A 25,312-nucleotide genomic window follows, 5' to 3' on the forward strand; every position below is an offset into this window, starting at 1 on the left:
GGCGGAGTGTCGTGGCTTCAGGGAAACGACTCAGACACCATTCTGCGGGATATGGGGATTGGTGGATTCGCAGGAGTCTTCGGTTATGGGGTGTTTGCCGGGGTATCCCGATATGCAGGAGCTAAATTAGCCCAATCCACACTAAATCCTTTCCTGCAAAAATGGTTGCCTAAGATCATCGGTGGTGGCAGTGGTGGAGTGGCGGATCAATCCACCTTCGATTGGTTGAGAGATCGGAAATTGGATTGGAGAAGTGCCACCCTTGCGGGCATGATCGGCCTGCTCATCCCCTATGCTGGAGCGATCATCGATGGGGCCCCAGCCTTGAGCAAATCATTTCAACAAATGATCCCCGGTATCTCCGGCGACGGCACACTAGCCATGCCCTGGGTGAAGAAAAACGGGCAGGAAGCGGCGGATCAATATCAACACATCAGTCCCGAAGATTGGGAGAAGATGACCCCTGAGCAAAAAGCGAAAGTGAATGAAGGAAATGCTTTTAATGACAAAATGAGTCCGAAGTATCCCCACAATGAAGTGTACGTGAAATATAAAGACAAGAAAGGGCGATGGCAGGACGGAATAGTGGATTCCTACGATCCGAAAATGAAAGAAATCATATCGAGGAAACACACCCAATTGGCCGAGATTCAGTATCAATCAGCCAGAGACTACATGAATGAATTTTTAATGAAGTATGCTCCTGGGACGGAGATTAGGGATGTTCCGACCCAACGACCAGGATCAGGGCATCAGAATGCAGATTTGGCTGGGGGTACCCTTGAGGGTAGAATGATCTTGGAGGTTCCAGTACAAAAAAAGCCTGTTCCTAATAATGTTAGAGAGTACGCTACTGACAACGACATCATCATTAGAGATGAGAAGGGTAAAGTCTATAATCCGGAGGTTTTGGAATGAGGGCTGAATACTATAAAAAATGGAGATTTGGATTTGGAAAACCTAAACATGAATTAACTCGGGAAGAAGCTAAAAAACTACACAACAAACAGGAAATGTATGCTGTTGTGTTTAAAGAGGGGGAAACACCGAAGTTTGTTGTGAAGATGCAGTTTAGAACATGGTATTGTACTGTTTTCCATCTCGATGAGAACAGAAGTGAAAAAATCATTGAGGCCTACAAGGAAATGTATGACATGTACGATAAAACAGGGGTTGGTATTCCAAAAGGGATTGAAAACCAGATTTTTCTCCGAAATCGGCAAGAAAAATATTTTGACAAAGAAGGTTGGAATGGATGGCTTTATGAAATCAGCGGGAAGTATAGAAGGTCTTACCACAGTTGGTCGGGAGGAGTGTTGGAAAGAGAAGAGGGCATCGAACGCGTGGACAAGTTAATCAAAGACAAACCCGAATTCGGCAACTATTGGGCTCTGTTGCCGGAAGAGAGTTGGTCATAGTTTTATAATTTACCCTCCCATAGCGGAGGGTTTTGTCGTTTTCCTTTCCTGCAAAAATGGTTGCCTAAGATCATCGGTGGTGGCAGTGGTGGAGTGGCGGATCAATCCACCTTCGATTGGTTGAGAGACCGCAAATTGGATTGGAGAAGTGCCACCCTTGCGGGCATGATCGGCCTGCTCATCCCCTATGCCGGGGCGATCATCGATGGGGCCCCAGCCTTGAGCAAATCATTTCAACAAATGATCCCCGGTATCTCCGGCGACGGCACACTAGCCATGCCCTGGGTGAAGAAAAACGGGCAGGAAGCGGCGGATCAATATCAACACATCAGTCCCGAAGATTGGGAGAAGATGACCCCTGAGCAAAAAGCGAAAGTGAATGAAGGAAATGCTTTTAATGACAAAATGAGTCCGAAGTATCCCCACAATGAAGTGTACGTGAAATATAAAGACAAGAAAGGGCGATGGCAGAACGGAAAAGTAGATTCCTATGATCCAGATAAAGGGGAAATCATATCGAGGAAACACACCCAATTGGCCGAGATTCAGTATCAATCAGCCAGAGACTACATGAATGAGTTTTTGATGAAGTATGCTCCTGGGACTAGAATAAGAGATGTTCCGACACAGCGTAAAGGATCAGGACACCAGAATGCTGGTTTGGCTGGGGATACCCTTGAGGGTAGAATGTTTTTGGAGGTTCCAGTACAGAAAAAACCTGTACCGAAGGAAGTTTTGGAGTACGCGAAAAAGAATAGAATAACGATTCGAGATGAAAAAGGAAAGGTATTGGGAGGGTACATTCCGTGAAACAAGAGTACTATGAGTATTGGGATCTTCCAAGTGGTACCCCTGATGATCCCTTAACAGAAGAAGAAGCCAAAAAGTTGCATGACGAACGGGAAATGTACGTGGTTGTGTTTAAAGAGGGGGATACACCGAAGTTTGTTGTGAAGATGCAGTTTAGAACATGGTATTGTACCGTTCTTCATCTCAATGAGAACAGAAGGGAAAAAATCATTGAAGCCTACTCGGAAATGTACGATATGTACGACAAAACAGGGGTTGGTATTCCAAAAGGGATTGAGAACCAGATCTTTCTCCGAAATCGTCAGGAAAAGTATTTTGACAAAGAAGGTTGGATATCTTTCCTTTTCGAAACGAGCGGAAAGTACGATAAGGTGTATCACAGTTGGTCGGGTGGAGAATATCAAAAAGCCGATCAAGGCATCGAACGCGTGGATAAGTTAATCAAAAACAAACCCGCATTCGGCGATTATTGGGCTCTGTTGCCGGAAGAGAGTTGGTCATAGTTTTATAATTTACCCTCCCATAGCGGAGAGTTTTGTCGTTTCCCTTTCCTATAAAAATGGTTGCCTAAGATCATCGGTGGTGGCAGTGGTGGGGTGGCGGATCAATCCACCTTTGACGGGTTGAGAGACCGGAAATTCGATTGGAGAAGTGCCATCCTTGCGGGCATGATCGCTCTGCTCATCCCCTATGCCGGAGCGATCATCGACGGGTCCCCAGCCTTGAGCAAATCATTGCAACAAATGATCCCCGGTGTCTCCGGCGACGGCACACTAGCCATGCCCTGGGTGAAGAAAAACGGGCAGGAAGCGGCGGATCAATATCAATACATCAGTCCCGAAGATTGGGAGAAGATGACCCCTGAGCAAAAAGCGAAAGTGAATGAAGGAAATGCCTTCAACACCAAAATGAGTCCGAAGTATCCCCACAATGAGGTGTACGTGAAGTATAAAGATAAGAAAGGGCGATGGCAGAACGGAAAAGTAGATTCCTATGATCCAGATAAAGGGGAAATCATATCGAGGAAACACACCCAATTGGCCGAGATTCAGTATCAAACAGCCAGAGACTACATGAATGAGTTTTTGATGAAGTATGCTCCTGGGACTAGAATAAGAGATGTTCCCACTCAACGACCAGGATCTGGGCATCAGAATGCAGATTTGGCTGGGGGTACCCTTGAGGGTGATATGATTTTAGAGGTACCGGTACAGAAGAAATCTGTTCCTGACAAGGTTTTGGAGTATGCCAAGAAGAACAAGATAATGATCCGAGATGAGAATGGTAAAGTATTGGGAGGGTATGTTCCGTGAAATGTGAATACTACGGTTACTGGAGCCTGAGTAGAGGAATCCCTGATGATCCCTTAACAGAGGAAGAAGCCAAAAAACTACACGACGAACGGGAAATGTACGTGGTTGTGTTTAAAGAGGGGGATACACCGAAGTTTGTTGTGAAGATGCAGTTTAGAACATGGTATTGTACTGTTTTCCATCTCAATGAGAACAGAAGGGAAAAAATCATTGAAGCCTACTCGGAAATGTACGACATGTACGACAAAACAGGGGTTGGTATTCCAAAAGGGATTGACAACCAGATCTTTCTCAGGAATCGTCAGGAAAAGTATTTTGACAAAGAAGGTTGGAATGGATGGCTTTATGAAATCAGCGGGAAGTATAGAAGGTCTTACCACAGTTGGTCGGGAGGAGTGTTGGAAAGAGAAGAGGGCATCGAACGCGTGGACAAGTTAATCAAAGACAAACCCGAATTCGGCAATTATTGGGCTCTGTTGCCGGAAGAGAGTTGGTCATAGTTTTATAATTTACCCTCCCATAGCGGAGGGTTTTGTCGTTTTCCTTTCCTGCAAAAATGGTTGCCTAAGATCATCGGTGGTGGCAGTGGTGGAGTGGCGGATCAGTCCACCTTTGACGGGTTGAGAGACCGCAAATTCGATTGGAGAAGTGCCACAGGGCAATGGGAAGAGCGAAAGGATCGTTTCGTTCCACCATCCATTTTCTGGTACATCAACAACCCTGAGGAAATCAGGGCTGTTGATGTACCAGAAAATGGGCAGCGGAAGGGAGTCGTGTGCTGCCAAAACGACCTTTGCGCCATGGGCACTACAATTTGAAATTAAGGGTGCGCCACAGGCACTACAATCTCGATGGGCTGAAGCCCTGGAATAAAGGTAGCCATCCTACCCAGCGGAGAATCTGGAGGGAGGGCGTTTAGGGGCAACATCTTCCCTGTGTTGCCTCCGTAAGGCTTTGCCCCTGCCCGATGGTCAGATTTGGAGCGGCCAGTTTTCACTTCCTTGCCGGATGGCAACGGTCGCGTGGGTGAACACGATCTCCTCACCTAAAATATGGCTAATCAACACGCCTGTAAGGAAATGTATATCCTGTCTTCTCCCCTAATCACGCCACACAAATTCAGACCCCACCAGTAAATCGGACTGTGCGGGGTCTGGTTCCACAAATCTAAAGCGCTGGGTTAGGAGGGCAATGTGCCGCCTTGAACTTGAATGATCCGATGGGCCATTTGGTTGCCCAGTATACAAGCGTCTTTTAGAGAGCGTCCTTGAACGAGAGCGGCTATAAAACCGCCTGTATGGGCATCCCCTGCACCAATGGTATCCACTGGTGTAACCGGTGACCCGGATACTTGGCCCGCCTCTTCGTTCTCTAGATAGAATGCCCCCTCCCCTCCCAGAGTGACCACCACAGCTTCTCCTGTTTTTTGTTGCAGGCGGCGGGCTCCTTTCTCTACATCCTTTTCACCCGTAAGCGCTTGCAATTCCGATCGGTTGCAGTGAATGAGGGGGTTCAAGGCATAAAGTTCTTCCAAGCGTTCTGTGTTTAAATCAGACGCGCGGGGAGAAGGATCGAAAATGACTCGAGCCTCAGGCTTTTTCTTCTGTAAGGCCCTTAAGATCACATTGGCGGACTCCCCTTCAAAAGAATAACCGGAGAGATAAATATAGTCATAATCCGCGACATTCACATGATCAAACCACTGTTCTTTCCAGGTGCTTTCGATTCCGGAAACGGTGATAAACGTGCGCTCTCCATCTTGTTCCACCAAAGAGAGGCACCAGCCGTTATCTCCTGAGGGATCGTGGACGAGAACCCCATGTCCGTCCTTCTGCAGTTGCGCCTGAATTTGCTCCGCGTAAACCCCGGAACCGACAGGGACCATGAGATCGTAAGGGGTTTGGAGCCGCTTCAATATGTTGGCCACATTGTAGGCACACCCACCGACCATCCGCTCTCCCGGTCTAGCCGATTCGTCTCCCCCGCTCTTCGGCAAGGCAGACAGCATTAATACCACATCCAGAATCGCACTGCCCATGACTAAGACTTTTTTTTGTAGATTGTCCATTGCCTGCGCATTCATCAGCTACACCTTCTTCACGACATGTCGTTTTTCGTTCTGAATGAGGATGAAGTACAGGATCGCACTTGTCAACAGAGTAAAGAAGACCCCCAGATTAGAATCTGCAATCACACCTACAGCAAATGGGCCTGTAAACAGTGCTGATTTGGTGAAAAGCACACCGACCAAGACACCGACAACCCAGCTGATGACTCCCTTCATGTTGACCTTATTCGCGTGCTCCTTCTCCAACAACACCGGGTCATATCCCTGTTTTCGTAAACACAGGTAATCGACAACAAATACCGCAACCCACGCGGCCAGACCCACACCCAACACACTTAGAAACGCTTGAAAGGAATCTAAAAAGCTGTTCGAAATGATAAGAACATAGATGGGCACGAGAATAATAATCAGCGAATGGATCGAGACGACAGTAGATTCCTTTATGTCGATATTAAAGCTTTTCATGATCAAGCCAGAGGATTTCAATCCGATAAAGCACATGGGAGTCAAGCCCCCGAGAGCGGCCAATGTATACAAAATCACCAGCCAGTGAGGCAGTTCTCCGCTATCCATAATGGCGGAAATCGGGTTAGAAGCACTTGCCAAGTCAGGAACAAAGGATCCCAAGAGGATACCCGCCCCAATAATGATAAATAAGGGAATTAGGGCTCCTAACGTCACGCTGGATACTACGGAGAAGGTGGAATTCGACCTCTTTTGGAAGCGACTATAATCCGCAGCGACTTTGGTCCATGTCATGCCTGTACCAATAATGGTAAAGACGAGGGCGGGCAAAAAGCCGGTCAACCAGGATCCAGATTCCATGGCCAATAACTCGTCCCAATGGGTGGACGGAACAATGAGAGCGATGACCAGGATCGTTAAACCACCAAATACATAGGTGAAGAATGTTTGCATTTTAACAAGAAACTGTTGGGAAAAAAAGACGGATACAATCACCATACCAGCGAAAATAGCTAAGCCGATCAGCGTGGTCAAGGTATTGGTTTCGATACCAAATAAATGAAGCAACGCCAAAATCGTCAAAGTACCCGTTGAAACGTTTACACACAACCAACCGATCTGTGTGATCCAACCGATCATCGCCGGGATGTAATTCCCTTTAAAACCGTAGGCCGCCCGTGACAGCACAAAGGTCGTCGCCCCCGTATCCCTGCCGGCAAGGCTGACAATCCCGACGAGTATAAAAGAAAGAGGACCTAATAAAGCCACAAGAACGGATTGAAAAAAGCTTAGGCCGAACCCCACAATAATCGCCCCATAGACGATCCCAAGGATCCCCATATTCGCAGCGAACCAAATGAAGAATAGATCTTTGGGTCCGGCTGTTTTTTCTGCTTCTGGCAAAAATACAGAAGAAGGTTTTTCTGTCATTACGATCTCCCTCCCTTCGCTAGGTGACTGAGGATCTGATCCGTATACGATTGGATGGACAGGGGATTATGCTCTTCCACCATCGTCACCCATTCGGTAGGTATCCCCTGAATACCGCTTTTAGCTCCACAGATCGCTGTGGCCATCGCGCCGATCGTATCGGTGTCTCCACCCAGATTGGCACATAACAACGCGCATCGTTTCGGTTCTCGCGCATAATAGGCAATCGCCAAGGCCGCAGGCACCGATTCGTGGGTCATCGTTCCCGCTCCAATCAGATCATAGATTTTTTGTGAGAACGCTTCTTCATCAGCGGCATACTCTTTCCCCAATTGAATCCCTAAACGCAGTCGTTCTGGGATCGAAGCACTGTATGTCTGCTCACCTTGACGGGACGCCAATTCGTAAATGCGGATCATCTCTTCTACGATCTCATCCCATGAATATCCAGCGATGGCGGCGCTTACACCCATGGCAACCATCGCCGCCCCTCCGATTGCCACATCCGTTGAATGAGTCGCTCTGCTCAATGTGACAATGGTGGATATCATTTTTTCCTTTTCATCAGGCGTATAAAGACAACCGATGGGCGCAATACGCATAGCTGCCCCATTTGTCACTGCCTTGGACGTAAAAGGAACTGGATCTTCCCCTTGTTTCAGGGCGAGAAGAGCCGCCTTAGAGCTGGGCCCCAAGATGTTCTCTTCAAAGGCATTCATCTGATGAGCCCACGCCATCAGATGTTTGGCGACAATCCCTTCATCCGCGACGAAATCGTTTTCAAATAGACTATCCAGTAACAAAAGTGCTTGAGACGTATCATCTGTATATTGACCTTTGGTAAAGTATTTCGCTACCTCATTGGTTGACGGACCATCCAAGAACGTTTCTATCCGGCCGAAATACTGTTTCACTTTTTCTCTACTCCATAGCTCTGAAGGCATCCCCAGCGCGTCTCCAACTGCCATCCCATAGAGCGCCCCGGCGATCTGATCTGGTTTCGTCATTATGGTCATCCCTTCTCATACAACTTGTACACTCGTACGTACAAGTACAAATATAAACGCTTTCATAAATACAGTCAAGAGGGCCTACCGAGTGCCCTCTTGTTACAAGGATCGAGCTAGCTTAAATGCAAAAACGGGACTATATACCACGCTCACGGTTTCTATTTGATGGCCGTCTTCGTCATATACTTGACCTTTGGCTTTCAGCAGGGGTTTGATGGAGGGGAGTCCAAAATAATCCATCAGCTCCTCATCGCTCAATACAGGGATAATATCGAGATTCACAAAACGCGGTGGACATTGGTAATCTTTTTCAAGTGTGGCGTACAGAGATCGCTGCTCAAATCGGTATTGATCCAGACCTGGAAACCGACGAAGGGGCAACTCCGAGTCATCCAAGGTCATCCATGTAATTTGATCATCTCGACTCATGCCTCGAAGCCGCCTCAGTTTCAGATAAGCTTCGCCATTTTTTCTGATCACCTCATGCTGGAAAACCTTAGAAATCGGTATTTCATTGCGTTCTTTAACCAGGGAGGAAAAACCCTGAAAATTCCAAACGGTTTTCGTTATTTCTTGAAATCGGACAAAGGTGCCTCGCCCATGGATCTGTTGAACCAAGCCTTCACGAACCAGGGCTTCCATGGCCTTTCTGATCGTGGTTCTTGTGATTCCATACATTTTCATGAGCTCATTTTCCGAGGGCAGCAGGTCCCCGTTTTTGTATTCGCCTTTTAGAATTTGCCTGCGGAGCAACTTTCGCAACTGCTCGTATAAAGGCACGTAGTCGTTTTTGTTTAACATCCTCGTCACCTCAAATTTTCTCTCTGCACTCATCATTTTACCAAAGCGATGAAGCGAAGGGGGAATCCCCCCGAGAAAGATGGGATGACAAGTGGATGACAGGATCCCATGGTTCAGGTTCCTACGAGGAGCTACTCAAGAAAACCTACCACACACGGAAGTCTTCCCAAGACAGGCCCAATGGAATCATCTAGACGTAGGATTTCCTTCTTCTCGAAGCTCCAGGTTTTCAAGAAAGGAATGGATCTCTTGTTTACTTTTCAGCAGGATGATCTCTTTTTTAGCATCCGCCGCTTGAAACTTCCGAAATCTTTCCGCCATTTTTTTCCTGCGTGAATCGTAAGTGGTATAGATGAACTGAATAAAGTGCCAATCTATTTTTTCCTTACACCCTTCCCCCAGATCCGGCCGAGTTCGCCCCCGATACGTTAACCACCGCTTAAATACGCGGAAAAGACAGATCCAGAGTGGAAGTTCCAAGTAAATTATTGTGTCTGCCTGTTCTGCACGAATCTCCATGGTGCTGCTGTAATTCCCCTCCATAATCCATCGCTCTCGATGTACAATCTCCTGCTGAGATTTTGAAAATTCCCCTATCGAGGTCTCCACCCAGCCAGGTTTCCAATATAAGGTGTCTAAATGATACACAGAAATATGCAATATCTCCCCTAATCTTCGCGCAAAGGTGGACTTCCCGACACCAGGTGAAACGCCAGTCACCATGATCCTTTTCAATATCGATCAGCTCCATTCCCACAAGTTTGGACATGGAAGGGGCACAATTCCAGGACTGTTGATTAACCAGGAAATGGGTGGTGGAAACAAAACTGACCTTTCGTTCTTCCCCTTGCGCCATCGTAAAATATGGCTAATCAACACATCTGGCACAATTCATCTTATTTTAACTGGATGAGGGAGTTTTTCGATAAACGGTTTCCAACAATCGTAAAATAGGTTAGAATATTGGTAGTGTTCATCCCGTTTTGAAAGAGGTGAGAGGGATTTGAATACCCTGGAAATCTACGACATCGGCGAAATTATCCGAAAGGTGCGAAAAGAAAGGGGGTTGCGGTTGGAGGATCTGGCGGATGAGAATATCTCCCCCGCCACCATCAGCAACGTGGAACGAGGTGTCCCCCATGTCGGCCACGAGAAAGCGCTGTATCTGATCCGCAAGCTGGGGATTGAGCTGAGTCAGGTTCCCGAAATATTGCATGGACAACAGTTGGAGTTGAAGCAACTGCAAAAGATCCTGTTCCAGATGGAGTGTCTGTGTGATGGAGGAGACCCGGATCAGGCTGTCAAAAAGCTGGACAAGCTGGAGCTTGAAAATTCACACCCCTATGCCGCCTATTATTTCTACATCAAGGGCAAAAGTCACTGCCGTCTCCAAAACTGGACCAAGGCCGAACGAGCGCTGTTCCATGCGGTCCGCCTGGGAAGCCAGACAGAGACCAATATCGAAGCCTGCGCTTTTGCAGAATTAAGCCTGGTATGCTATTACCAGAACGATCTGGAGACGGCTCTAAAATACACCAACAGCGGGATCGATGCCTTTCTTGACAATGGAAACCGTCCACACACCATCTACACTCTGAAACGGAATCAGGCCATCTATCTGGAACGTCAGGGTCGGCTGGGAGAGGCGATCGGAGTGGTCCACGAAATGTGGGACTCCCTTCCCCAGATGGAACAGGTGGAGACCAAACTGACCTTTTACTGGTTGCGCGCTGAGCTGGCCCGACGAACCGGCAATTACGACGAAGCGATCCAATATGCGGAAGAAGGAATGGAAATTGCCCGGTTTAATTACCATCATCTATCGATGTTTGATCTCTGGGTTGTCCTAGCCAGGGTCTATATGGAATTAAAGGAATGGGTACAGGCAGAAAGTTGCTTTGAAATGGCATTGGGTCTAGAGGAAAAGCTTTCCGAAGAAGATAAGAATAAGTTTGTTGACACATATGCCAATTTGGGACTTCTCTACATGACAGAAAACAAAATGGAGCTGGCTTATAACGCCTTAAAGGAGGCCATCCGGCTCGGTAAAAAACATAATGATGCTCCGCACTTGTCTTATGCATTGCAAGCTATGGGTAAGTTAAAAAAAATAGAAAACAATGTGCAAGAAGCGATTACCTATTACCAAGAGTGCCTGAAGATTGCGCGAAAACATCAACTAAAAGAGAGAGAGTATGAAACACTTTTTCACTTGGCACAATGTATGGAGCATGTGGATGAAAAGCAATTCGGAAAATTGACGCGAAATATGTACAGAGTACAACTGGAATTAGAGGATGACAGGAGGTAATTTTGTGACCAAGAAAGGGAAAAGACTTCTGATTGTACTGATTCCCGTATTGTTGGTATCCAGCATCGCTTTGACATTACCACCTGAGTCTTTTCAAATTGTATCTCTTTCTCCCGAAGCAGGTATGCCCGGCGGCACATAATCACATCTCCATTTTCAAAAACCGGACAGGGTTCCCACCCTGGCCCGGTTTTTGTATGACCACCCTTCTTAAAAGGATTGTATAGACTGGAGAGAATTCTGCTCCAAAAATAAAGGAGCCGCCCCCCCACCTCCATTTGACACATTGTTTTAAAAATGTGGATAAGCAGGAGTTTGGATCCCCGAAGAGAAGTAAATATATAGTGCAACAGGCGTGTTGATTAGCCATAATTTAGGTGGGAAAATAAGGTCGGGAGGGTGGGATGGTGAAGAGCCTTTGCACCCATAGGGCACAAGTCTCGCCAGGGTCGCTTTCCGCTCCCGGGTCTCGCTATGCGCTCTTGGCAAGAGATCATCATAGCCGTCCCACCATCCCCGTCCCCTAAACACTATTTTACGATGGGGACAAGGGGAAGAGCCAAAGGGTCGTTTCGTTCCCATCATCCACTTGATGGTTCATCAACAGCCCTGATAGCGCAACTAGAATAGACATCTGAGGAGAGTGCAATGGTTGAAGAAGTGGAGTAAAACGATTCTGATCACCATCATCCCAACCATACTCATCGTGACAGCCCTATGGGCCTTTTCGCAAGCGGACCCCCTTCCTGAGCAGATGGTAGCCACTGACAGTAGTAATCCGGGGGCCGGATAAACATAAACAGCCGGGCGTGGGGAATCCTTCTCGCCCGGCTGTTTATGTTAAATCTCCTCGGGATCTCTTTTATTCCTTTAGCACCTTTTCAATCTCCCCTTCCAATTGATCCGGTTTGGTTGTGGGAGCAAAGCGTTGAACCACTTGGCCCTGGCGGTTGACCAGAAACTTGGTGAAATTCCATTTGATCGCCTGACCGAGAAACCCCGGTGCTTCCCGGGTCAGATATTGGAATAAGGGATGGGCATCAGGACCTTTCACCTCTGTTTTGCTAAACATGGGAAAGGTAACTCCGTAATTGACCTGGCAAAACTCTTGGATCTCATCCTCGGAGCCGGGCTCCTGACCGCCGAATTGGTTGCTGGGGAAACCGAGAATCTCCAATCCTTGCTCATGGTATTTGTCATAGAGTTGTTGCAACTCCCCATATTGGGGAGTAAAACCACACTTGCTGGCGGTGTTGACGATCAACAACACAGAACCGGCATAGTCGGACAGAGGCTTCTCTTCACCTGTGATCGTGCGGGCGGTAAAATCATGGACAGTCATGGCGATCCCTCCTGTAAATTCAATTCTACCATAGGGATTCCGGAAAAAAACTCTGTTTCTTCACGTCGGGTCCCCTCTCAGCCAGCTGATTCTACAAAACCCTTTCGCAAAGCGGAGGAGTTGCGATAGGATATGGAACATGGAATTTTCTAACGAAGGAGAGTCAAAGATGAACCCACTCCATCCTACCCGCCGTAATATCATCACTGGAGCACTAATGATAGCCACATTTATCGCCGCTGTGGAAGTGACGATCGTCAATGCTGCGATGCCGACGGTGGTGGGAGCCCTCGGGGGCATTTCCCTGTATAGCTGGGTATTTTCCGCTTTTATGTTGGCTAATACACTTACCGTTCCTCTTTATGGAAAACTGGCGGATCTTTATGGCCGCAAAAAAGTGTTTATCACCGCAGTCCTGCTGTTTGTTACCGGCTCCGCCCTCTGCGGATTTTCCCAATCCATGGAACAGCTTGTCTTCTTCCGCGCGATCCAAGGCATGGGAGCTGGCGGGGTGTTGCCCGTCACCCTCACAATCGTGGGAGATATCTTTCCCTTTGAATTACGGGCCCGCGCCCAAGGTTGGTTCTCCTCGATGTGGGGATTGGCTGCGATTGTGGGGCCCTTCATCGGAGGATGGACCGTAGAATATCTCTCCTGGCACTGGATCTTTTGGTTCAACCTCCCCCTAGGAATTCTGATCGTCCTCACCATTGCCATTTTTCTTAAAGAACAGACCCAGGAAGGGGAAAAAAACATCGACTACGGTGGTGCCGTCTTGTTCAGTCTAGCCGTATTGGGGATCCTGACCTTTACCCAGCTCATCGCCGAAGGAGCGGGGCATCCGTTACCATGGATCCTTCTGATCGGAGGAGCGGTGCTGCTGTTCATCTTCTTTAAGTGGGAGCGACGAGCCAAAGACCCCTTTATCCCACTCGCTCTATTTCGTAATCGGATCATCGCCTCCAGCAATCTATCCGCCTTTTTGACGGGGATGGGTATGTTTGGAGCGATCAACTTTGTCCCTCTGTTCGTTCAGGGAATCTTGGGGGAATCCCCCACCTTGGCCGGACTGGCGATCACTCCTCAAGTACTGGGGTGGAGTGCTTGCTCCGTAGTGGCAGGCCGTTGGCTGTTAGAAAAAGGGTACCGGCCGCCGATTGTTACCGGGACAGGGTTGATCTCCCTGGCGGCGCTCAGTTTTCTTTTGATGGATGCCCACACCCCTTATATCTGGGTGCTGGTAAGTATGTTTGTACTGGGATGTGGACTGGGTCTGTCTATGACGACTTACATCGTAGCCGTGCAAAATGCCGTCAGTGGCAGCGAGCGGGGTTCCGCCACCTCTTCCCAGATGTTTTCCCGCTCTATGGGAGGCGCTTGTGGGGTCACTCTGATGGGAGCGATCCTAAGCTTCCGTTTAAAAGATGAGATCACCACTTATATCACCGCTCATAAGGACGAACTGAGTGCAAAAACCATCCACCAACTGGAACAAGCCCAAGGGGTGACTCAGCCCGAAGGACTGGCTACCTTGCCTGAGGAAGTAGCCCAACAGGTAAGCCACTTCCTGGCCCAATCCCTGGACACGGCATTTTTGAGCGCGGCACTGTTCAGCATCGCCGCTCTGGTAGCCGCATGGCTTCTAGTCCCCAAAGGAAGCGCCGCTTCTCTTTCGGTCAAGGAGTGAGGCAACTCAAGCAGAACCGGAAAATCTCTCCTGACAGGAGGCTATCATCATTGATCGAGAGGATTCAGTCTGCCCTTCCCGAGCTGCAGATTCAAAGCATCCGGTCTTATGAGGAAGGATGGGATTTCTACGTACTGGAAGTAAACGAAGAATGGATCTTTCTTTTTCCCCGCCGTCCTCAAGAAATCGAACGACTGAAAAGAGAGGCGTCTTTTTTGGAACAGGTAGCCTCGGATCTGCCTGTTGACGCTCCCCGATATGAGGTGCTCCATCTGAGAGAGCCCCCCCTTTCGAGGGGGTACCGAAAGCTTACAGGAACTGCGCTTACCACCAGCTCCTGCTCTTCCACCCTCCTGCGGGAACTGGGACAGTTTCTCAGTACCCTCCACCAGATGAACCGCGTGTTGACTAGCCATATTTTAGGTAGGAATAGGGTCGGGATGGTGGAGCTTTGATTCGCCTTTGCGCTCTTTGCAAGAGATAATTTTCGGCCAGTCTTTTACACAATGGGTCGGCTTCTTTTTCCTGTTTTGATTTCGGTTGTGACGCGTAAAGTGGTTTGCTTGGGCTAGACCTTGCTCCTGGGGTTGAAGTGGATTTTCATCCCGGACAGGCACGTTGTTAAGTGTATAACCATCTCCCGAGGGATCGCCGATCGGGCGGACTTCCTTCATTCTCTTTTGGAGAAGAACTGACAATCATGAAGCGATCCAAGGATAGGATCCGTAGGGCTAATCAACACGCCTGACCCCTGGTATATTCAATAAAATATCGGTATCTGGTTTGGCATCTGTCATTCCCCTAAGTTGGATTGGTTGCACAACCATCTTACGGAATGTACAGATGCTTCTCTATATGATGATGTAAATTTATTGATTGTTTCGTTCTGTTAAACTAATATGTTTTGGCTGAAAATAAAGTTGTTTATTTTCGACAAACGCAAAACCGCATTTTCAAACGGGAAAATGCGGCCTCCCCCCAAAAATGGTTGTTTACTTTTCACACCGACCCAGTAATAGCCCCTCGAATTAGCTGTTTTTCTTTAAAACAATAATAGCGTTGCTAATCAGTCCCAAACCGATTCCGATGCTTACGCCGACAATAGCACCGATTACCGTATCAATCCAACCGCCGGCGAGGAACATCTCCCGCCCGCCGCTACCGAGAAATCCGGCAAGCGAGCCGATCGAAATCCCAAAGAACATAAATCCTGCGTAAAACAGACCGATGGCTTCGTAATCGGCTGGATCGCGGTTTTCATAGTACTTTGCAAACCGTTCCTGCAAATCGGCAGACTTTGCGGTTTCACTGCGAAACGTAAGTTCCTCTTTCGCACGTTCGAACGCTTCTTGCTCGGAATGCCCTCGCTCCATCAAATCACTCATGTAATCGCTCATGTAGAGGATCATATCGTTTTGTGCTTCAAGGGAGGGATCCGAGCGACTCTTTAACTTTTTAAGTTTCGCCATAACCTTGCTTTTTGTAAGACCGGTTTTCCGTCGCAACTTCTCCATGTAGGTTATCTCTGCATCTTCCAAATAGTGTTGTGATTGCTCCTTTGCAAATCGAATCATTTGATCCTTTATTTCCCGACTAAAACTCATGGTCTTTACCTCCTTGATTTCTCAAAATTCGAATACGTCCACTCAGAAAATCCCATCTCTCCCAAAAGGATGCGAGTTCTTCAAATCCCCTCTCGTTGAGCGTGAAAAACTTTCTGGGGGGGCCCATTTCTGAAGGCTTTTTTGTGATGTAAACCAGCTTGTTTTTTTCCAGCCGTAACAGTAATGCATACACAGTCGCTTCCGCAATCCCCTCAAAACCCATTGCATGCAGCTTTTTTGTAATCTGATATCCATATATTTCGCCGTGGCTGATGATCTCCAGCACAATGCCCTCTAATACGCCTTTGAGCATTTCGGTTAAATTATCCAGAATATCACCCCAAAGTACTCAACGTTATTTGTAATCAATTATATTGAGTACTGCTACACAGTAACATGGAGTAGATGTATTGTCAATTAGTTTTTCAAAAACAGAAGATCTCATGACAGTATGAGGTCCAAACAGTCTTCAATCACTCCATCAGGGGCCCGTCCCTTGATTTTAAATCACCCGGCCCGCCAATCCAAACTTTTCACTTGGTCTGTCAAGATCACCCCACTGAAAACCGATGTCTATCTTGAGCATCCTCCCGCTGCCGATGGTGTAAACTAAGCCCAACTTCTTACTCCCAGGAGGGGTCACGCCATGGAAAGGGTGGACCTGATCGTCAATCCCGCCGCGGGGCAGGGGCGGTTGTTGGAACATCTCCCTCAGATCCGCCGCCGTCTGCAGAAACGTTTCCCCTCTGTCCACATCCGTCAGACAGAGAAGTCGGGGGATGGAGCGCGATGGGTGGAAAATGAAAGCGGCGAGGCGGATTTGGTGATCGCCGCAGGCGGGGACGGCACCGTTCACGAACTGGCCAATGCTCTCGCCCGCCTTCCTCAGCGACCCCGCTTCGCCATCCTTCCCGGTGGCACATGCAATGATTTTTCCCGAGCCATCGGAATGGCACAGGACATCCCCACCGCTCTAGACCAGATTCTGCAGGGGCGGGAACGCGAGGTGGATGTAGGAAAAGTCGACGGGGAACGGTTTTTTCTCAACTTCTGGGGAATCGGCCTGATTACCCAGGTGTCGGCCCAGATTGCCAGCAAAAACAAACAACGCTACGGGCGGCTCGCTTATTATCTGAGTGCTGCCCAAAATTGGCTCCACCCCCGCCCTTTTCGGCTGGCCGCCACCTGGGAGGACGGAAGCTATGAAGGGGAAGCCTCCCTGCTGTTGGTGGGCAACGGCTCCTATATCGGCGGCGTACCGGGCTTCTTTCCCCACAGTCGTCTGGATGACGACCGCTTGGATGTGCTCCTGGTCAAGGAAGCCTCCCTGGATAGTGTCTGGTCTATGCTGTCCTCTCATATAACCCAAAAGTGGCCGGAAAGTGACGACCTTCTTTATTTTCATACCCGACACTTGACTATCCATACGGAACCTCGCCAGCGTATAGACTGTGACGGGGAACAGGGGGGCTTCACCCCCTCAAAGATCCAGAGCCTCTCTGGTCACTTGGCGATCCTCACCGGAGAGAAGGGAAAGGAAACAAAATAGATACTGACAAACAGGCGTTGGAAGGGAGTCGTGTGCTGCCATAGCGAGACCTGGGAGCGGAAGCGACCCTGGCGAGACTTGTGCCCTATGGGTGCAAAGAGACCTTTACAACACAGACTACCATCTCAATAGGCTAAAGCCCTGGAATAGAGATAGCACCACAGGCACTACAATCCAAAGGAGCTGAAGCTCCAGATTAAGGTAGCACCACAGGCACTACAATCTAAAGGAGCTGAAGCTCTAGATTAAGGTAGCACCACAGGCACTACAATCTAAAGGAGCTGAAGCTCTAGATTAAGGTAGCACCACAGGCACTACAATCTCGATGGCAAGGTTGCCATCCTACCCTGCGGAGAATCTGGAAGGAGGGCGACTCGAAATAGGGTGAAAAACTCGTCATTGGGAGGGTGGGGTTTCACATGGAGCGATTTTGGATCAATCAGGCATGTCGATTATCCATATTTAGGTAGCGATAAGGTCGGGAGGGTAGGACGGCTCCGATCTCTTGCAAAGAACGCAAAGGCTCTTCACCGTCCCCCCCTCCCCGTCCCCTCAAGCGATATTTTACGATAGGGGCAAGGGGAAGAACGAAAGGGTCGTTTCGTTCCCGTCATCCACATTATAGTTTATCAACAGCTCTGTGGATCGATAGAACTTTAATGCCAAAATGTGAAACCTCATCCCGACCGCAATCGACGGGTTTCACAAGGCTTTTAGGGGAAACATTCTTGGGGTGTTGTGACCTCCCGGCTTTGCCCCTGCCCGATAGTATAGATCATCAACATGCCTGAGATACTGAAAAACCGCTGCACGATTCTCTTCGGCAGCGGTTTTCTCTATCTGTCTTGCCTCTGTTTCCAATACATAATTCCCTCCCGCACTGTAAGAAGCGGGATCAAAATCGCCAACCCCGCAGTCCAGCCGGCGAGAACATCTGATGGGTAGTGCACCCCCAGATAGATTCGACTGAAACCGATCAGAAGGATTAGAGCACTCCACACCAGGCCATATACCACTTTGGCCCAGGGAGGAAACCGGCTTTTCAATGAAAAATACAGAAGAAAACCGTAAAAAACGATCGCGCCCATGGCATGTCCACTGGGAAAGCTATAACCGGTAACATGAAGCAAGGGATTCTCCTCAGGGCGGATTCGCTCGTAGGCGTTCTTCAACGCTGTATTCATGCCGGAGGTTCCCAACATCCCTAGGGTAAACAGGATCCCATCTCCCAGCTGTTTTCGCTGAATCAACAGAAGCGTGCCCACCCCAGTCCCCAGGATCAGCCATCCTATTGACCCCAGCTCCGTCACCCCGCGTATCCAGAAGGTGACTCCTGGAGAACGGAGAGACGCCACTTGTAAGAGGATCTCCTGATCGAACCGAAGGGTCGCTCCCGTCATCATTTCCTCCGCCAGATAGACAAACAGGTTGACTAAGAGAAAAGAAACGGATATGACAAGGAAGAGGCCAATCACCAGCGGTGCATGACGCCGAATCGGATGGGCCACTATCATTCCTCCAGTTGCTGATGATTTACCCCTTTTGTAAAGGAGTGGGAGCCCTTTTGGACAACTTGACACATGGGTTGCTCGGTTATGCCGTTTATGCTGCGTCGGGTATCAAAGGAGCAACTAAAAAGGAACGGCTCGGCTATGCAGCCGCTGCCGTCGTCGGTGCGGAAATCCCCGACATCGAATCGTTCACCAGCTTGATGGGACAAGAAATCTATCTCACTTGGCACCGGGGGGTCACCCATTCCCTGTTCTTTTCTCCACTGATGGCCCTCTTAGCTGTGGGAATCGTCGCTTTGTTCAATCGATCGATCCATTGGGGGAAAGCCTGGATTCTCGCCTGGGTTGCCACGCTAACCCATCTGCTCTCCGACTGGGCCAACACCTGGGGAACCGGACTGCTGGAACCTTTTGTCGGTGGGAGGTACTCCCTAGGTATCTTGCCCATCGTGGATCTCATCATCCTGTTGATTTTCGCCTGTGGTTTCTATCTGAAAAAAAAGTTTGGTAGAGTACGTGTCTTCCGTGGTGTATGGGTCGCCTTGCTTCTCTATGTATCCTTGCAAGCGGGACATGCCGCTTGGCTGGAATCCCGCCTGACCGCAGGGGAACAAGTCACCCCTGTCGCCCAGCTGGTGCCGGCCCAATATCAGCTGGTGAGTCAAGAGGGGGATCACTTTCACTATTATGCCGGGTCTCTGTTCACAGGACTTCACAAGATCGGAAAAAGCAGAAACGACTCCCACCCTGCCGTGGAGAAAGCCCTGACCGCTGATGGGGAAGCCCAGGCACTGGTTCGTTTTCTCTCTTCCTACGGCACGGAAGTGGAGAAATCCTCCACCGGATATCGAGTCCGCTTTTATGACCCCCGCTTTCGGATGCAGAGTCCATCTGTGTTAAGTACCGAAGTGGTCGTGCCAAAGGGATCATTGCCAGATGCGTCGCACCCCTGAACACTGCCAGTCCACCTCAAACAGGTCCGGAGTGGTCAGTCTCTGCCACTCCGCAAATCCGTATCCCGAATCAAAATGATGGAGCAAAAGGGTCAACAAGCCGCCATGGGTGATCACCGCCACCCGGGCGGCTTTGATTTGGGCGATATCCTCCAGGACGGACAGCCCCCGGGTCATCGCCATGTGACCCGATTCACCCCCAGGCAGGCAACGATCCGGGTCAGCGAAAGCTTCCTGCAACCGCTCCAACCAATCCTCCCGCAACTGACCGGCCAGCCCCCATTCCGACAACCGCTCATCCGTCTGCAGAGGAAGAGCTCTTCGGCGTGCCAAGGGGGCCGCCGTCCTCACCGCCCGCCGGAAGGGACTGCTCCAAACGGCCTCAGGGGCCAGGGGTGCCAAAAACTCCGCCAGGGATTCAGCCTGACGTTCCCCCGCTTCGGTCAAATCCGCTTCGCGGGCTTGTCCCGTCGCCTGACCATGTCGGATCAGATAAATTTTCATGTCCATTCCCCTTTCGGATTACAGAATCGGCGACAGTAGCCTGGAGATCGATTCCTTGAAGCGGATTTTGAGGGAGCGTTGCCGATACTCTTCCCATGTCAGCTCATGGGATTGTTCCAGATCCTTTTGAAAAGTGGCAGACTGTTGCAAAGCAGTCGGTCGGTGATAAAAAAAGGCGTTCACTTCAAAGTTGAGACGAAAACTCCGCATATCGATATTGGCAGTACCCACGGAGCCCACCTCCTCATCGACGATAATCGTTTTGGCATGGATAAATCCATTTTGATAGATATAAATCTTGGCTCCGGCTTCCAACAATTCGCCGATGTAGGAATAGGTCGCCCAATAGACAAACATATGATCCGGCTTGTCAGGAATCATCAGCTGTACATCCACGCCGGACAGTGCCGCAATCCGCAAGGCATCCAACAGACTGGCATCTGGAATGAAGTAGGGCGTCTGAATGCGGATAGATCGTTTAGCCGAAGAGATCATCTTGATATATCCGTTCTTGATCTGCTCTTCTTCGGAGTCGGGACCGCTATTCACGATTTGGATCGGTACATCCCCTGCAAAAGACCTCACCGGAAAATACCGATCCGAATAATGCATCGCCTCCTTGGTCGCTTGATTCCAATCCAGTATGAACCGTGTCTGCATCGCGTGAACCGCTGTCCCTTCCACCCGCAGGTGTGTATCCCGCCAATAACCGAACTTCGACTCCAATCCGAGATATTCATCCCCTACATTGAAACCTCCGACATAACCAATTTTCCCGTCGATAATAGCCAGTTTCCGATGGTTGCGGTAATTGAGGCGAAGGTTGATAAACGGGATGGCGGAAGGAAAAAAAGCTTCCACTTCCCCGCCGGCTTGCAACAAGTGGCGAAAGGCCCGTTTGGATAATTTTCTGGATCCCAGGTCGTCGTACAAGACGCGAACCTTGACCCCTTCCTTCGCTTTTTGGGTCAGGGTGTGGATCAACCGTTTTCCAAGATGATCATTGCGAAAAATATAATACTGTAGGTGAATATGGTCCTCGGCTCTCTCGATATCCCGGAACAAGGTGTTAAACTTTTCCTTCCCGTCCGTGAGGATCTCCACGCCATTATCCCGGGTCAACACCGCCTCATTATTGATCAAATGCATATAAATCTGATCCCGATGTGCCTCAAGGATCGGGTCGGAGAAACGAAAATCGTGATCCCGCAAGGACTGGATCTGACCGGAGATCAAATGTTCAATTCCGATCTTATTGAGACCCTCCCAATCAAACAATCGCTTCCGACTCAGATTCTGACCAAAGACCAGATACAGTATAAATCCGAGAAAAGGGATATATAACAATACCAACAGCCAAGCCCAAGTGGAGCCCGCATCCCGGCGCTCCATAAAAATCACAACCGCAGCAAAGATAAAGTTTAAGACAAACAAGATGCTCAACAATATGGTAAGAATATTCATCTCTATTTTTCGTGCAGGTTTCCTCGCCTTTACAGGGTGGAATGCACGCCAACATGAGGGTGTGTCTGATATCCGAGGTCAGGCCAGTGTAACCGTCTCCAATCTTTTGTAGCAAGACCTGAAGCGGAAGCCACCCCCAAGAGGATTCCCGACCGGCCAAGGAATTCCCATTCTCTTTACATCCAGCCGTGTGAGCAGACACTCCCTAACCCAACGCTTTCCCTGCACTCCTCCTTTCCCCTTCTCCTCCGATCAGATCCTGGTTTCCTCAGATTCCAGATGTCCCCCGCAATTCACCCGTTCCACCCGCCATCCACTCTCTGGATGATAGATGAGAATGGAAACGGCGGTATTCCTGATTTGGGTTCGACCGGGTCCATAACGCCCGTCACTGATCGATTCCAACATGGTATTGATGCTTCCCCCATGACTGACTACAGCCACCCTTTCACCGGGGTGTTCACGACAGATTTCATCTAGAGCCTTCCTCACCCGGACCCGAATGCTCTCTGTCGATTCCACTCCGTATTCCCCTCCCTGATTCCAGACTCGTTGCCAATCCACGGGATAACGTTCCTTCAAGCTTTCAAAAGATAACCCCTCCCACTCTCCCAAATGGCGTTCCCGCAGGGAAGGAAGGGTGTGAACCGACATGTTCCTCCCAGCAGCCACCTGTTCCGCCGTCTGTACCGCTCGTTGCAGATCGCTAGCATACACTCCATGAAAGTGGATTCCTCTCAGATGTTTTCCTAGACGGCGGGCTTGTTCCAGTCCTACCTCTGACAGAGGGATATCCCGATGTCCCTGGATACGTCGCTCCCTGTTCCATTGAGTCTCACCATGCCGGATTAGATAGATGGTTGTCTCCATATATTCCCCTTCCTTCATCCCTCATACCGGAAACTTTTCGCTTTTGCATCCCAACTCAATTCATAGGTTTTAACCGTCCGTCCCTTACCATTTAACTGATCGACTGTCAACACCAGGATCGGTTGGTTCTCCTTGGATTCTTCTTCAAACAAGAGCAGCCGGTAACGAGCACGTGGATCCCTGGGGATGGACGGATCGAGCAACACTTGCTCATCTTGAACCAGACCGGCGATGTTGCCCCGGAAGCGGACCCGACCTCTTGCATCTAAAATCACAAAACGATCCACTGTACCGCTGAGTCGGGGAGCCTCCCCAGGTCTATTGGTGGAGAAACTTCCTCCGCGCACCGCTAGGAAAAATTCCGGTCGCTTCTGAGAATCCGCTTTTCCCCGGAAGGCTACCTGGGCTTCTGTTCCGAGCACCGCCTTCAGTCGTTTTTCTAGCCGGTCTTCCGTCCAATCCGGGGTGAGCATGGAGGCATCCAGAGTGTACATCAATGGTCTCAGTTGGTGACCTTCTGTATGAGAGGAGGCGACCACGGTCCACTTTTCTCCAGCAGACGGGGAGGAACTGACCAACCAGCGGGAGGTTAAGCGCTCTCCTTTTTTCAGTGGAAACCGGGCCAATTCCCAACGCTCTCTGCCTTTCTCCACTTTCAAGACGGCGGTGCGATCCACCTGTTTCAAAGTGAACTTCAGCACCTGTTTTCCGGATGTCCAGATCCCCCGATGGGTCACACGGTCTTCAGGAGTGGTCGGCACTTGGATCCGATAGCCCAAATCCAGAGTTTCCTGGGTCAGAGCCAACAGTTCCTCCTCCTCACTCCCCTTTTTTTTAACTTGGCTGGGAGCATAAACGGTCTCCTGCACCTGGTGAGTGCCTGTGTGAAACAAGTCCACGCGATAGGCTTGGGCCCGGGAGTCATAGACTACCACAGCTGCAAAATTGCCGTCGTAACTATATCCGAGCAGATAGGGACGGACCTGGGTGTATTGGCGAAAACCTTTCCGCTGGATCAACTCTTTCAAAGGGGGAACAACCTGATCTCTGTAAGGAACAAACCGTTCCCTCTTTTTAGATTTTTCCGGACTGAAACTGCTTTTTTGCGGAAACAGTGCCGGATTCCCCCCCTGACATGCAGCCACAGCTCCTACCAGAAGAAGTAACATGCAACTTTTTATCCAACGCGGCATACTCCACACCCCAATCCCCGAGTTATCCTTTTTACAGAGATCCGCCGTTGTTTGTATATAATGCCTGTAAGTATAGATGTTGGGATCATCGTTCCCATCGTATCGCGCAGACTGCGCAGGGTCAATCCGCAAATGAAGGGCCGTTTTTTTAAAAAGGAAACCGCGAATAGGAAATACTGCCGAACCCAAAATAAAGGTACCCATCCATCGAGGAATGAACCATGGAACTGATACTACAGACAGCGGAAGACTTGCGTCTCCAGCTCTTTCACTCCCGTCATGCACCCGCTTTGTACCGGTTGGTGGAAGCAAATCGATCCCATCTGGAATCGTGGCTTCCCTGGATTCGCACAGTGAAGGGAGTTCAGGAGATCGAAGGATATATATTCCGAACCCAGGCCGCCTTTGCCTCCGGGCAGGAAGCTCATTTCGGGATCTGGCACCGGGGAGTGTTGGGGGGATCGGTGACAGTGGAGAGAATCGATTCCCACCATCGCGTGGCAGAGATCGGATATTGGCTGAGCCGAGAGCAGACGGGGGGCGGCCTGATGACCCGATCCGTCCGTAGCGTCTGCACCTATCTTTTTCAAGAGCGACAGATCCACCGGATCGAAATCCGGGTAGAAGCCGTCAATCGCGCCAGCCGCCAAGTAGCCCTGCGATTAGGCTTCCAGGAGGAGGGCATTCTCCGTGAAGCCCTCAGGACGGATACTGGCAGAAGTGACCTGGTGATCTACGGATTGCTTCGGTCGGAATTGTGATTCAACAGGCTTGTTGATTAGCCATATTTTAGGCAGGAAATCACGGTCGGGAGGGTGGGACGTGAAGAGCCTTTGTGCTCTTTGCAAGAGATCGTAGCCGTCCCACCCTCCCCCTCCCCTCAAGCGATATTTTACGAGAGGCAATGGGAAGAGCAAAAGGATCATTTCGTTCCCATCATCCACTTTAGGGTTCATCAACAGCTCTGGTAATTTAATACATTCTGTCGGAATAAGACTTTTCCACAAGGATTTCTATAAAAAAAAGCCCGTCTGCACGGGCTTATTTAAAATCGGTCACTGGAGTCACCTTGGTTTTTCCATTGGAGATTACCGCTTGAAAAACAGCATTATGAGGAGTGAGAGGCTTATTCCGCTCCACGAAATCCCCTCTCCCTTGATATTGAACATAACGTTTCACCCGATCGTTTTTGACAAACACCAGGAGGTTCTCCCCCTCCTTCAGGTCTGTTGCCAGTTCTTCCCCGTCTGACCATGGGAAGCCCAAGGCCTTCTCGATATCTGCCCCCTTGGTTCCCGGTCCGAAAATATAAAAACGATCCCAGGAAAACCGGGTAACATAATTCATGCGCAGGATTCCGTTACCCAATCCCCCGTCTTCACTGGATTCCAGCTTCTCCACCGCTTTATCCAAATCTTTTTCTAGGCTAGGTTGGGTGAGCTGGTTTCCGCAGGCCACCAGTAGCAGAAAAAGGGTAGCCACACCAATGGATCGCAATATTTTCAATCT

Annotated in this window: 28 protein-coding genes; 14 read left to right on the forward strand and 14 right to left on the reverse strand. The window is 49.4% G+C overall.

The window, feature by feature from the left end:
• From JOD24_RS11250 to JOD24_RS11275, 6 genes are all read left to right on the forward strand, one after another.
• The coding region (locus JOD24_RS11250) for a hypothetical protein (RefSeq protein ID WP_429246916.1) at positions 1 to 918 on the forward strand (918 nt) is incomplete at its 5' end.
• Positions 915 to 1,418, forward strand: a complete 504-nt coding sequence (locus JOD24_RS11255) for a hypothetical protein (RefSeq protein WP_380167386.1) — start codon at positions 915 to 917, stop codon at positions 1,416 to 1,418. The genes JOD24_RS11250 and JOD24_RS11255, both read left to right, overlap by 4 nt.
• Positions 1,419 to 1,478: 60 nt before the next feature.
• Positions 1,479 to 2,228, forward strand: coding sequence for a hypothetical protein (locus JOD24_RS11260; protein WP_429246917.1), 750 nt, complete (start codon positions 1,479 to 1,481; stop codon positions 2,226 to 2,228).
• Entirely contained in the window at positions 2,225 to 2,731 is a 507-nt protein-coding gene (locus JOD24_RS11265; RefSeq protein WP_429246918.1) for a hypothetical protein, read from the forward strand. The genes JOD24_RS11260 and JOD24_RS11265 overlap by 4 nt, the downstream gene beginning before the upstream one ends.
• A 60-nt stretch (positions 2,732 to 2,791) precedes the next feature.
• Positions 2,792 to 3,541 carry a hypothetical protein gene (locus JOD24_RS11270; protein ID WP_429246919.1) on the forward strand — a complete coding sequence of 250 codons (750 nt, stop codon included), beginning with the start codon at positions 2,792 to 2,794 and terminating at the stop codon, positions 3,539 to 3,541.
• The gene (locus tag JOD24_RS11275; RefSeq protein WP_429246920.1) at positions 3,538 to 4,041 is read left to right on the forward strand and encodes a hypothetical protein; all 504 of its coding nucleotides are present in this window, start codon (positions 3,538 to 3,540) and stop codon (positions 4,039 to 4,041) included. Before JOD24_RS11270 ends, JOD24_RS11275 begins: the two co-directional genes overlap by 4 nt.
• Before the next feature lie 680 nt (positions 4,042 to 4,721).
• Here JOD24_RS11275 and JOD24_RS11280 read toward each other — a convergent pair.
• The 5 genes from JOD24_RS11280 to JOD24_RS11300 form a co-directional block, all read right to left on the reverse strand.
• Positions 4,722 to 5,624 (reverse strand): PfkB family carbohydrate kinase, encoded by a 903-nt coding sequence (locus JOD24_RS11280; protein ID WP_429246921.1) that lies wholly within the window; start codon positions 5,622 to 5,624, stop codon positions 4,722 to 4,724.
• A 3-nt stretch (positions 5,625 to 5,627) separates the two neighbouring features.
• Positions 5,628 to 7,004, reverse strand: a complete 1,377-nt coding sequence (locus JOD24_RS11285) for a purine-cytosine permease family protein (RefSeq protein ID WP_429246922.1) — start codon at positions 7,002 to 7,004, stop codon at positions 5,628 to 5,630.
• On the reverse strand, positions 7,004 to 8,011 hold the full coding sequence (locus JOD24_RS11290; protein ID WP_429246923.1) for an ADP-ribosylglycohydrolase family protein: 1,008 nt from the start codon (positions 8,009 to 8,011) through the stop codon (positions 7,004 to 7,006). The genes JOD24_RS11285 and JOD24_RS11290 overlap by 1 nt, the downstream gene beginning before the upstream one ends.
• A 102-nt stretch (positions 8,012 to 8,113) precedes the next feature.
• Positions 8,114 to 8,815 (reverse strand): GntR family transcriptional regulator, encoded by a 702-nt coding sequence (locus tag JOD24_RS11295; RefSeq protein WP_380167370.1) that lies wholly within the window; start codon positions 8,813 to 8,815, stop codon positions 8,114 to 8,116.
• 186 nt (positions 8,816 to 9,001) lie between these two features.
• On the reverse strand, positions 9,002 to 9,550 hold the full coding sequence (locus JOD24_RS11300; RefSeq protein WP_380167368.1) for a P-loop NTPase family protein: 549 nt from the start codon (positions 9,548 to 9,550) through the stop codon (positions 9,002 to 9,004).
• 268 nt (positions 9,551 to 9,818) lie between these two features.
• On the opposite strand from JOD24_RS11300, the gene JOD24_RS11305 reads away from it, so the two are divergent.
• From JOD24_RS11305 to JOD24_RS11315, 3 genes are all read left to right on the forward strand, one after another.
• Complete coding sequence (locus JOD24_RS11305; RefSeq protein ID WP_429246924.1) at positions 9,819 to 11,126, forward strand: helix-turn-helix domain-containing protein; 1,308 nt, start codon at positions 9,819 to 9,821, stop codon at positions 11,124 to 11,126.
• 4 nt (positions 11,127 to 11,130) lie between these two features.
• A complete protein-coding gene (locus JOD24_RS11310; protein WP_429246925.1) occupies positions 11,131 to 11,268 on the forward strand; it encodes a hypothetical protein in 138 nt (45 codons plus the stop codon).
• 510 nt (positions 11,269 to 11,778) lie between these two features.
• Positions 11,779 to 11,919, forward strand: a complete 141-nt coding sequence (locus JOD24_RS11315; RefSeq protein ID WP_429246926.1) for a hypothetical protein — start codon at positions 11,779 to 11,781, stop codon at positions 11,917 to 11,919.
• A 69-nt stretch (positions 11,920 to 11,988) separates the two neighbouring features.
• Here JOD24_RS11315 and JOD24_RS11320 read toward each other — a convergent pair whose 3' ends face one another.
• The gene (locus JOD24_RS11320) at positions 11,989 to 12,468 is read right to left on the reverse strand and encodes a glutathione peroxidase (protein ID WP_380167360.1); all 480 of its coding nucleotides are present in this window, start codon (positions 12,466 to 12,468) and stop codon (positions 11,989 to 11,991) included.
• A gap of 169 nt (positions 12,469 to 12,637) precedes the next feature.
• Here JOD24_RS11320 and JOD24_RS11325 point away from each other — a divergent pair, with 169 nt between their 5' ends.
• The gene (locus tag JOD24_RS11325; RefSeq protein WP_429246927.1) at positions 12,638 to 14,155 is read left to right on the forward strand and encodes an MDR family MFS transporter; all 1,518 of its coding nucleotides are present in this window, start codon (positions 12,638 to 12,640) and stop codon (positions 14,153 to 14,155) included.
• Positions 14,156 to 14,205: 50 nt separating this feature from the next.
• Entirely contained in the window at positions 14,206 to 14,610 is a 405-nt protein-coding gene (locus tag JOD24_RS11330; RefSeq protein WP_429246928.1) for a phosphotransferase, read from the forward strand.
• Positions 14,611 to 15,183: 573 nt separating this feature from the next.
• On the opposite strand, the gene JOD24_RS11335 is transcribed toward JOD24_RS11330, so the two are convergent.
• Positions 15,184 to 15,759, reverse strand: a complete 576-nt coding sequence (locus tag JOD24_RS11335; RefSeq protein ID WP_429246929.1) for a hypothetical protein — start codon at positions 15,757 to 15,759, stop codon at positions 15,184 to 15,186.
• Positions 15,749 to 16,072: a PadR family transcriptional regulator gene (locus tag JOD24_RS11340; RefSeq protein ID WP_429246930.1), complete on the reverse strand. Its 324-nt coding sequence runs from the start codon at positions 16,070 to 16,072 to the stop codon at positions 15,749 to 15,751. The genes JOD24_RS11335 and JOD24_RS11340 overlap by 11 nt, the downstream gene beginning before the upstream one ends.
• 333 nt (positions 16,073 to 16,405) lie before the next feature.
• Between JOD24_RS11340 and JOD24_RS11345 the strand changes: the two genes are divergently transcribed.
• On the forward strand, positions 16,406 to 17,308 hold the full coding sequence (locus JOD24_RS11345) for a diacylglycerol/lipid kinase family protein (protein ID WP_429246931.1): 903 nt from the start codon (positions 16,406 to 16,408) through the stop codon (positions 17,306 to 17,308).
• Between the two features lie 836 nt (positions 17,309 to 18,144).
• Here JOD24_RS11345 and JOD24_RS11350 read toward each other — a convergent pair.
• Positions 18,145 to 18,816, reverse strand: a complete 672-nt coding sequence (locus JOD24_RS11350; protein ID WP_429246932.1) for a phosphatase PAP2 family protein — start codon at positions 18,814 to 18,816, stop codon at positions 18,145 to 18,147.
• Positions 18,817 to 18,872: 56 nt separating this feature from the next.
• Between JOD24_RS11350 and JOD24_RS11355 the strand changes: the two genes are divergently transcribed.
• Positions 18,873 to 19,772, forward strand: coding sequence for a metal-dependent hydrolase (locus JOD24_RS11355; RefSeq protein ID WP_380167350.1), 900 nt, complete (start codon positions 18,873 to 18,875; stop codon positions 19,770 to 19,772).
• Here the strand turns inward: JOD24_RS11355 and JOD24_RS11360 are convergent.
• The 4 genes from JOD24_RS11360 to JOD24_RS11375 all read right to left on the reverse strand — a co-directional run bounded on the left by JOD24_RS11360 (position 19,746) and on the right by JOD24_RS11375 (position 23,803).
• A complete protein-coding gene (locus tag JOD24_RS11360; RefSeq protein WP_429246933.1) occupies positions 19,746 to 20,276 on the reverse strand; it encodes a histidine phosphatase family protein in 531 nt (176 codons plus the stop codon). The two genes, JOD24_RS11355 and JOD24_RS11360, sit on opposite strands and share 27 nt — an antisense overlap.
• An 18-nt stretch (positions 20,277 to 20,294) precedes the next feature.
• Complete coding sequence (gene cls / locus JOD24_RS11365) at positions 20,295 to 21,740, reverse strand: cardiolipin synthase (RefSeq protein WP_380167346.1); 1,446 nt, start codon at positions 21,738 to 21,740, stop codon at positions 20,295 to 20,297.
• A 252-nt stretch (positions 21,741 to 21,992) separates the two neighbouring features.
• Positions 21,993 to 22,610 (reverse strand): histidine phosphatase family protein, encoded by a 618-nt coding sequence (locus tag JOD24_RS11370; protein ID WP_380167344.1) that lies wholly within the window; start codon positions 22,608 to 22,610, stop codon positions 21,993 to 21,995.
• A gap of 14 nt (positions 22,611 to 22,624) precedes the next feature.
• On the reverse strand, positions 22,625 to 23,803 hold the full coding sequence (locus JOD24_RS11375; RefSeq protein ID WP_380167342.1) for a hypothetical protein: 1,179 nt from the start codon (positions 23,801 to 23,803) through the stop codon (positions 22,625 to 22,627).
• Positions 23,804 to 24,024: 221 nt separating this feature from the next.
• Here JOD24_RS11375 and JOD24_RS11380 point away from each other — a divergent pair, with 221 nt between their 5' ends.
• Complete coding sequence (locus JOD24_RS11380; protein ID WP_380167340.1) at positions 24,025 to 24,564, forward strand: GNAT family N-acetyltransferase; 540 nt, start codon at positions 24,025 to 24,027, stop codon at positions 24,562 to 24,564.
• A gap of 280 nt (positions 24,565 to 24,844) precedes the next feature.
• Here the strand turns inward: JOD24_RS11380 and JOD24_RS11385 are convergent, their stop codons facing one another.
• Positions 24,845 to 25,309 (reverse strand): hypothetical protein, encoded by a 465-nt coding sequence (locus JOD24_RS11385; protein ID WP_380167338.1) that lies wholly within the window; start codon positions 25,307 to 25,309, stop codon positions 24,845 to 24,847.
• Positions 25,310 to 25,312: the final 3 nt, after the last annotated feature.

The sequence above is a fragment of the Kroppenstedtia sanguinis genome, assembly GCF_050433445.1.
In the GTDB taxonomy this organism is placed as follows: domain Bacteria; phylum Bacillota; class Bacilli; order Thermoactinomycetales; family DSM-45169; genus Kroppenstedtia; species Kroppenstedtia sanguinis.